An 8,541-nucleotide genomic window follows, 5' to 3' on the forward strand; every position below is an offset into this window, starting at 1 on the left:
ACGTGTCGAAACTGCCCGGCCCGCCTCGGAAGTTTCATCTACGGACGACGGTGAAAATGTCAGACCCCGCTGCATCCCCGGCAGAGCCGGAGGCATCCCTTGTTGGGCTGGGGGCTAATGAGGATGCATGCAAGATTTGCGACAGAACAACTTAAAGGCCTACTTGATCTTTGGCCTGCGCTTGCGATCGATTCGTCGGAATCCGATCGATCGGACCGCAACATCGATTTTCAGGTCAACCGGCTGCGGGCGCCCGCAGCGCGATCGAATATCTCTACTTCACGTCGGCGCGTCATCTCGTCTCGGAACACGCACGCGCCAACGTCATGCGGGGCATGATTGCGCACGTGACTAGGCTGCACGGCGAGCAGGCGTTTCCCGCCTTCGTTCGTGCACGGACGGGGTTGGTCGCGGCACCTGACCGCGTCCGTGACCTGCGTCGACCTGATGCAGAGAAGTCACATCCCGGCATTTGTGTGGCTTTCAAATATTGAGCAAACAATTGGCTGCTAGGAAACCACGACCGGCTTGATTTGGCCGGCCAGCACGCAAGGTGGCATCCGGCATGTCTCGTTTGGCCTGGGTCCCCGTGAAAAGCGGGTGATATCCATGGCGCGTCCGGCACATCCCGTTGCAATCCGTCCGATCCGTGATCGCGCCGACCCAGTGTCGGCGATCGCTCTGACCGCAAAATGGTCTGGTAACGGATGGCTGTCGCGTCATCGCCAATCATCGCGGGCAGGCGCCGCGATGATCTCGGCCACCGCCGTCTGCCTGTCGATTGCGTCCGCCGCCAGCGCGCGAGCCGAGACCGTGGAATGGATCGGAACGGGAAACTGGTTCACCGCCGCCAACTGGAAAACGATCCCCGACGGCGATCCGATCCTGCCGGACATCAATGACAACGTTTTTATCTATCGAACCGGACCGGTGATCGACAAGCCCGGCGCCTTCAGCGACAACCTCGTTGTCGCCGGACCGAATGGATCGTTCGCGATTACGGCCGGCGGGATCCTCGTGACTTCGACCAGCGCTAGTCTGGGAGTCGGTATCAACACGTCTGGTACAGCAACGGTTACCGGCGATGGCGCGACATGGGATAGTATCAAAGCTCTCAGTCTCGGCAGCGGCGGTGGCGTTGGGCATCTGGTCGTGTCTAACGGTGGCAAGGTGAATGCCAACGACGTCGTTCTGGGCGCAGGCGCGGCGGCGGCGGACAGCACCATCACCGTCAGCGGGCGATCTTCAGAGCTGCATGCCTATGAATCCCTCGTCATCGGGGCCGGCGCCGGCACGCGTGGCAAAGTCGTTGTCAGCGACGGCGGGACTGTCAGCAGCGGCAATTTCTTTACGCTCGATTCGACCATCGGCGGTTCGAACGTCTTCATCGGAGGCAGCACGACGAATGCGGCAGATGCCACCGCTCCGGGCTTCATCAAGGTGAACCAGATTGAATTTGGCGGCTCCGGCAACAGCATCAACTTCAACCACACCGACACGACCCGGACCTATGTGTTCGCGCCAATCCTGTCAGGCAATGGCATCCTGAACTTCATCAACGGTGCGACGGTGCTGACGGCCGACAGCAGTAACTTTGTCGGACCGACCAACGTCCGCGAGAAAGGCACGCTGATCGTCAAGGGGTCGCTGGCCGGCTCGGACGTCGCCGTGTGGGGCGTTCTGGGCGGCAACGGCAATGTGAAAAGCGCGACCATCAATGGTGGCGGCAAGATCGAGCCCGGCAATTCGATCGGCACGCTGCATATCAAGAACAATTTTGCGATGGGAGCCGGGTCGACGTATCGCGTCGAGCTCAGCGGCACGGCCAGTGACCTGATCGTCGTGGGCGGCACCGCGAACATCCAGAGTTCGCTGTTCGAGGTTGCGCACGACACCGATACCTCGTCAGCGCCGGTATTGCCCGGCAAGACCTACACGATCCTCACCACGCAGGGCGGCCTGACGGTCGCATCTCCGTCGGTGGCGATCGCGGATTTCCCGTTCGTTGCGTTTACGCTGAGCACCGACGCCTTCAACGGCTATCTGACGACCTCGCGCAGCTCGGAACGGTTCGCCGATCTGGCCTCGACGCCCAACCAGAAGGCCGTGGCCAACGCGCTGGACACGGCCGCGGCCACCAATCCGGCATGGCAGCAGGTGGTGGGCGCAACCGAAGCCCAGGCGCGCGCCGCCTTCATCAGTCTCAGCAACGCCTCGATCCATGCCAACGCGGCCGGCGTCCTGTCCGAGCAGTCGCAATATCTGCGCGATGCCGTGACCGGCCGGTTGCGGCGGGATTTTGACTACGGCACGCCGTTGGCGCCGGCGGGCAGCGCGCTATCCTATGCAGCGGAGGCGCCGCGCAACGCTTATGCCGCAGCGGGACTACCGTTCTATGAAGCCCCGCCGCTGGCTGCTGCGCCGACGCCGGCGCAGGTCTATGCAGTGTGGGCGCAGGCGCTGGGCAGCCAGGGTTCGCTCAAGGGCGACGGCAACGCGGCGCAGACCGATCACTCGCTCGGCGGCGTGATCTCCGGCATTGATGTCACCTTCGACGGCAGGTGGCGCGTCGGCCTGGCGGGCGGGTACAGCCAGTCCAGTTTCAGCTCCACCAGCATCGCCGCATCCGGCTCGAGCGAGAGTTACCATGTCGCGCTTTATGGCGGCGGTCAGGTCGGCGCGTGGGGCCTGCGCGGCGGCGCCAGCTTCTCGTGGAACGACATCGTCACCACGCGACAGATTGCCGTGGTCAATGTCGTGGAAACCCAACGCGGCGTCGATGCCCTGAAGACGACGCAGGTGTTTGGTGAGGTCGGCCACACCTATGGCTTCAAGGCCGGCGCGCTGGAGCCGTTCGCCAATATTGCCTATGTGCGTGTCGATGGCGGCGTCAACGAAACCGGCATGGCGGCAATGACCGGGTCGGCGACGCTCGATACCACCTACACGACGCTGGGTCTGCGTGGCGCGGCGGCGTTGACCAGCGCGCTGACGGCACGGGGCACACTCGGATGGCGACATGCGTTGGGCGACATCACGCCGGAGGCCGCTCTGGCCTTCCAGCCCGGTGGGGCGGCGTTCACCCTCGCTGGCGCCCCGATTGCGCGCGACGCTCTCGTTGCCGAAGCCGGCCTCGACCTCGCTGTTGCCGCCAACGCCTCGCTCGGCGTTTCCTGGAGCGGCCAGTTCGCCGACCAAAGCCGCAGCAATGCCGTCAAGGGCAATTTCAGCTGGAGATTCTGACTTCAGTCAGGTGAGCACACGAGGCTTTTCAACGTCGCAGGAACGAGCCGAGTCCGTTAGCGTCGAGATATTCGATCGTCACTTCACGCGCCGGCTCCTTGCCGGACCGTTTGAAGGTGACCGACGACAGCGAGCCGTCGGTCTGGTTCTCGCTGGAAGGGCTAACCGAAAACACATCACCATCCCAGTGCGTCAGCATGTATGGCGTGCCCGACGGGCCAATCTTCAGTTCCAGATGGCCACTCACCTCGACGATCTCGACATTTCCGAAATAAGCGTTGGCATAAACGCCGGCGTAGGACGAAACCTTTGCCGCCGGCGCTGGATTGGCGGGCGGTGACTTGCCGACGAGATCGCCCGTCGGCGCCATGAGTCCGGCCATGATGGGAACATAGGCGGCAAACCAATCCCGCGTTACCGTGCCGAACTGGACAAGATCCGTGAAGTACGCACCGAGTGCCTCCGCCGAACCGCTCGGCGCCGCGTTGGTCAGCACAACGATCCCGATCCCGGCTGATGGAATCATCGCGTAATGGGTCCCGGCGCCCAACGCGAAGGCGCCGGAATGACTGATCATCGTCCGGCCAGCCGGTGTGATTCCGACGCCGAATCCATATCCGTAGAAGCCTGGCCTGGCGTCGACCGCGGAGGAATGGGTCGAAATGATTTCGGCCGTCACGGCCGGAAGCAGCGCTTCCGCTGGAATGATCTGCCGGCCTTCGAATGTACCGTTCTGCAGCACCAACGCCATCCATCGGGCGAGATCGTTTGCCGATGAACTGACGCCGCCCGCCGGCGACTCCGCGTCGGGCAAACGTTGATACTTCGGCTGGAAGCCGTCGCCGACCTTCACATGACCCAAGGCGCGGTTCGGTCGCTTTTCGAAATCGGCGAAGCGCGAACTGGTCGCGGTCATGCCGAGTGGCTTGTAAAGGACGGCTTCGGAAAGACTTTCCCAGTCCTGACCCGATGCGGCCGCCACGGACTCCGCCGCTGCCGTCAGGCCGAAATTTGTATAGGCGTAAACGTTACGGAAGCTGTGAAGCCGCAGCAGGCCCAGGCGCTCCAGCACGGTTCGTCTGTCATAGCCGAGATCTTCCAGATCATCGCCGGCGTGATCCGGCAGACCCGAGCGATGACTGAACATGTCGGCAATGGTGACATGCTGCGTGATCCACGGGTCGGTCAACTTGAGCCAGGGCAAGTGCGCGACGACAGGAGTGTCCCACTTGACGATGCCCGCGCCGACCTGATGGGCCACGACGCTGGCTGCGAGGGATTTCGAAAGCGAAGCGATCTGAAACACGGTGTCTGCGTCGATCGGCTGGCTCTCCCCGATTTTCCGGACGCCAAAACCCTTCGCGTAGACCGTCTTGCCATCCCGCACTACCGCGATCGCCATGCCCGGTATGCCGCTCCTCTTCATGACGTCGCTGGCGATCGCGTCGAGGCTGGCAATGGCCTTGTCGATCTGGCCATCTGGAATCGGAACGCCGGCAGTCTGGGGCGGTGATGTATCGGCAAGGCCCGGCATCGGCGTGTTGGCCCAGAGAAGACAGACCAGCCCGGTGGCAAATAGCTTCTTGGTCGGGCGAAGTGCCGCAAACGACTTCAGCAAAGGCATGATACGGCGCTCCGGCGTTCAGAATTGTCGTGCGCGGTTCTACGAACAGCGGCCGTACCGCTGCCGAATCCGTCCAGTGTAATCGATCTCTCTACCCAAAAACCATAACGTTCGATCTCGCAAACGAGGTCAAAAGGCGAGTTCGTGGTAAAGGCCGCTATCGGTGCCGAGCGGACGCTTGCGAAACATAGTCGACCGTTGATAGTCCGTTCGACGATAAAAAGCGCACCGCACTGTTTGGCCTTATCTTGCGATAACGCCGTCGAATCTATGATCGAAGACGAGGGACTTTTCGCCAGATCGAATGCGCAGAGGTCGTTTGATGTTGGTGAAGCAGGCCGATGGGCGACGATGGAATAGTGCCGCTGATTTGCCCGACGTGTCAAAATGTTTTGGCTGGTAAAGCATCCATGCCAGCGACCACTTGCTACTTTGCATGGGGTTGTTTTCGATATTTTGGTTGGGAGCGCAGCGCGGCGCCTTCCAGTCCGTCTTCGCTTTCGGTTCGTTCGAGCTATGCCGGACACCACGCTTCACCCTTCAGGCCCCGCGTGGCTGCGCCACGCGTCGCCAGGCGGAGGGCGAAGCATGGTGGGCCCGGCAAGACTCGACCTGCAACCAGACCGAAAGGGTGCGGACCCAGTCGTTTCTGGAAAGATTGGGCTCAGGTTCCTGACTCGGGCACGGTGCGCCACAATGATGGAACCTATATGAAGAGGGAGTGGCTCAAATCCCGTGCAGACGCTATGGGATGGTTGGAGTTCATTTGGGAAATGACGTCTGCATCTCATGCAGTTTCGATGGCGTTTCTGGTTCCGCGGCTTTTTTTCCCTAGGCATGTTCTGGGCTTGTGCGGTGTCGGCACAAACCGCGCAGCCGGCGAGCCAGGCCTGGTTCGACATTCCCTCCCAACCGCTCGCGTCGGCGCTCGACGCCTATAGCAAGACGACCGGCGTCGTCATCGCCTATAATGGCAATCTTGCGGTTGGACGGCTCTCGAATCCGGTGAAAGGGCAGTTCAATCCTCAGCAAGCCATTCTGCTTCTTCTGAAAGGCAGTGGATTGGTCGCAGACTACACCGCATCCGATGCCATCGTCGTCGTTCCAGCGCCGAATGAAACTTCTGTGACGCGATCGCCATCGGCGATCGCGCAAGCGGCCTTGTCACAACAGAGCGCTATTGAACGGCGATACTCCGCACTGCTACAGGAGCGGCTCAACAATGCCTTGTGCGCTCAGCGTGCGACGAGGCCCGGTACCTACCGGGCCGCAATCAGCTTTTGGGTCGGATCTTCTGGCAGTGTGACGAGGGTGAAGCTTTTAGGGACGACCGGCGACCCGCAACGGGATGCAGCGATTGCGGAGGCGGCGCGTCGCGTATCCGCAGGCGAAGCTCCCCCTGCGCAGATGACGCAACCCTTCACCATGGTTATCCTGCCGCGGGCGTCCGGCGGCACCGTCGACTGTCCGCGGGGTGAAGGCGGCCGACAAGATGAGTGAGGACGAGAGGTTCTCGAACTCTCCCGATCATGAGCCCGCCGCGGACAACGACAGTTCGCGAACGCTGCGGGCGCTGTTGATCGAGCGCTATCAGGACTTGAAGTCGCGCCTGGCACGTCGGCTGGGCTCGCTGGAATGGGCGGAAGACGCCCTGCAGGATACCTATCTGCGTCTGAACGGCAGGGAGATCGTTGGCGACGTCCGCAATCCGGCGGCCTACCTGCTTCGATCTGCCTTCCATGTCGCGCTGAATCAGCGGCGCGCCGACAACCGGCGCCTCAATGCGGGGGAGGTCGAGGCGCTGCTTAATCTCGCCGACGATGCGCCCGATGCCGTGCGCGTGATTTCTGCCCGTGCCGATCTCGAAAGGCTCAAGCAGGTAATGGCCGAACTGCCGCCGCGCCCGCGGGCTATCCTGTTGGCCGCCCGGCTCGAAGGTTTGTCCAGGCAAGCAATCGCCCGGCGCTTCGGAATCTCCGTGAGCCTGGTGGAAAAGGAATTGAGGAGGGCGCAGGAACATTGCGTCGCCCGTTTCAAGAAAATCCAGCGTTCGGAGTAGAAAATTGTGCGGTTCGCGCTTCCACGGAGTGTCTATGTTGTGGGAGGACCGCTGGTTCGCCCGCAGAGGACTGCAACTGCAGTCCTCACGATGACCGGCAACATGCAACGTTGATGATTGAAAGCGACCAACATCACGACGAGCTTCCCCCGCTGGAGCGCGAAGCCCACGCCTGGATTCGGCGCTTGACGTCTGGCGAGGCGAGGGCGTCCGACGCGGCAGCGTTGCAGCGATGGTGCGGCCAGAGCCCGGCGCATGCGGCCGCTTTTTCCGAAGCCAGCCGGTTCTGGAAGGCGTTCGGACCCGCCGGTCAGAGCCTGCTCGCGGACGAGAGAGTGACGAACCGCGGACCGCGCGCCGGCGGCAGGACGTCGAACCTGAGTCGCCGCGCGGTCGTGGGAGGCGCGCTGGCGGCCACGGCAGCCGGGATCATGGTGGTGCACCCGCCACTCGATCTGTGGCCGTCGCTGTTCGAACTGCGGGCTGATTACCGCACCGGCGTCGGCGAGCAGCGTGAGGTGGCCGTGGTGGACGGCGTCGTGGTCCAGATGAACACGCGCACCAGCATCTCGCTGGGATCGGGAGATGCGTCCGGCGCGGTCGAACTGATCGCCGGCGAAGCCTCCTTCAAGGTTGCCGATCGGCGAGCCGAGACATTCAGTGTGATCGCGGCGGGTGGAAAAACCACGTCGACGGGCGCGCAGTTCGACGTGCGCGTTGAGGGGGCGGGCGTCCGTGTCACCTGCCTCGCGAACGAGGCGCATGTGGAGCATCGGACGCAGCGGATGGTCCTCAAATCCCGGCAGCGTGTGACCTACGGCGATAGCGGATTTGGCGATGTCGTCGCGATCGACCCGTCGATTGCCGCTGCCTGGCAGCAGGGTCTGATCATCTGCAACATGATGCCTTTGGCGGATTTGATTCAGGAGCTGAACAGATACCGATCTGGCCGCATCGTGCTGCTGAATGCGCAGTTGGGGCGCAATCCCGTCAACGGCCGCTTCAGGATCGATCGTCCCGACGAGGCCTTGGTGCAGATCGAGCGGGCTTTCGGCATTCACGCCCGCACATTGCCCGGCGGGCTCGTCTTGCTGGCCTGAGCTTTCTCGCTCAGATTTTGTTTCACGCGCTTTTTTCGCGCCAACCGGCGCCGCCCCCGGATCAGTCTCAGCGCATTACATCGCGACGACGTTCTGACGCTCCGGAGTGGTGACACAAAACATTCATAAAATTCCCTTGAGGGGTCCGGCGCTGGGAGGTGTCACGACAGTGAGCCAGCGGTCATCACAGTGATCGCAAATCGGCCTGGTCAGGATTTCCAATGTACGTCGATCGTGTGATTTCCCGCGTATCGCGCGCCCTGCGCAACGCTTCGTGGTTTCGTCCGCCGCAGAGCCGTTCGGCGAGCGGAAGAGCGGGTCTCGTATTGGCTGGCGTGCGGACACCCCGGTCGCGCATCAACCGGGCCGAAGCTCCGGCGCTTTGCTCCGTGCGTCTCTGATCCGCTCCTTATTCGCTCATTTCGTTCCCAGAGGATACCTGATGCCGTCTCGCCGGAAAGCCACCCGCCGTCCTCGCCTCGATCCGCGTCGGGTCGCGCCGCCGCGGCAGCGGA

General features: G+C 62.5%; 5 protein-coding genes. 4 read left to right on the plus strand and 1 reads right to left on the minus strand.

Going from position 1 to position 8,541, the window contains the following annotated elements:
* The first annotated feature begins 750 nt into the window (after window positions 1-750).
* Window positions 751-3,243, plus strand: a complete 2,493-nt coding sequence (locus Q0030_RS28455) for an autotransporter domain-containing protein (RefSeq protein ID WP_298374665.1) — start codon at window positions 751-753, stop codon at window positions 3,241-3,243.
* A 28-nt stretch (window positions 3,244-3,271) separates the two neighbouring features.
* On the opposite strand, the gene Q0030_RS28460 is transcribed toward Q0030_RS28455, so the two are convergent.
* Window positions 3,272-4,867 carry a serine hydrolase gene (locus tag Q0030_RS28460; protein WP_298374667.1) on the minus strand — a complete coding sequence of 532 codons (1,596 nt, stop codon included), beginning with the start codon at window positions 4,865-4,867 and terminating at the stop codon, window positions 3,272-3,274.
* Window positions 4,868-5,656: 789 nt separating this feature from the next.
* Here Q0030_RS28460 and Q0030_RS28465 point away from each other — a divergent pair.
* From Q0030_RS28465 to Q0030_RS28475, 3 genes are all read left to right on the plus strand, one after another.
* Window positions 5,657-6,367: a TonB family protein gene (locus Q0030_RS28465; protein WP_298374669.1), complete on the plus strand. Its 711-nt coding sequence runs from the start codon at window positions 5,657-5,659 to the stop codon at window positions 6,365-6,367.
* Complete coding sequence (locus tag Q0030_RS28470; RefSeq protein WP_298374672.1) at window positions 6,360-6,926, plus strand: RNA polymerase sigma factor; 567 nt, start codon at window positions 6,360-6,362, stop codon at window positions 6,924-6,926. The genes Q0030_RS28465 and Q0030_RS28470 overlap by 8 nt, the downstream gene beginning before the upstream one ends.
* A 113-nt stretch (window positions 6,927-7,039) precedes the next feature.
* A complete protein-coding gene (locus Q0030_RS28475) occupies window positions 7,040-8,026 on the plus strand; it encodes a FecR domain-containing protein (protein ID WP_298374675.1) in 987 nt (328 codons plus the stop codon).
* Window positions 8,027-8,541: the final 515 nt, after the last annotated feature.

This window comes from uncultured Bradyrhizobium sp. (genome assembly GCF_947648125.1).
Classification (GTDB): Bacteria; Pseudomonadota; Alphaproteobacteria; order Rhizobiales; family Xanthobacteraceae; genus Bradyrhizobium.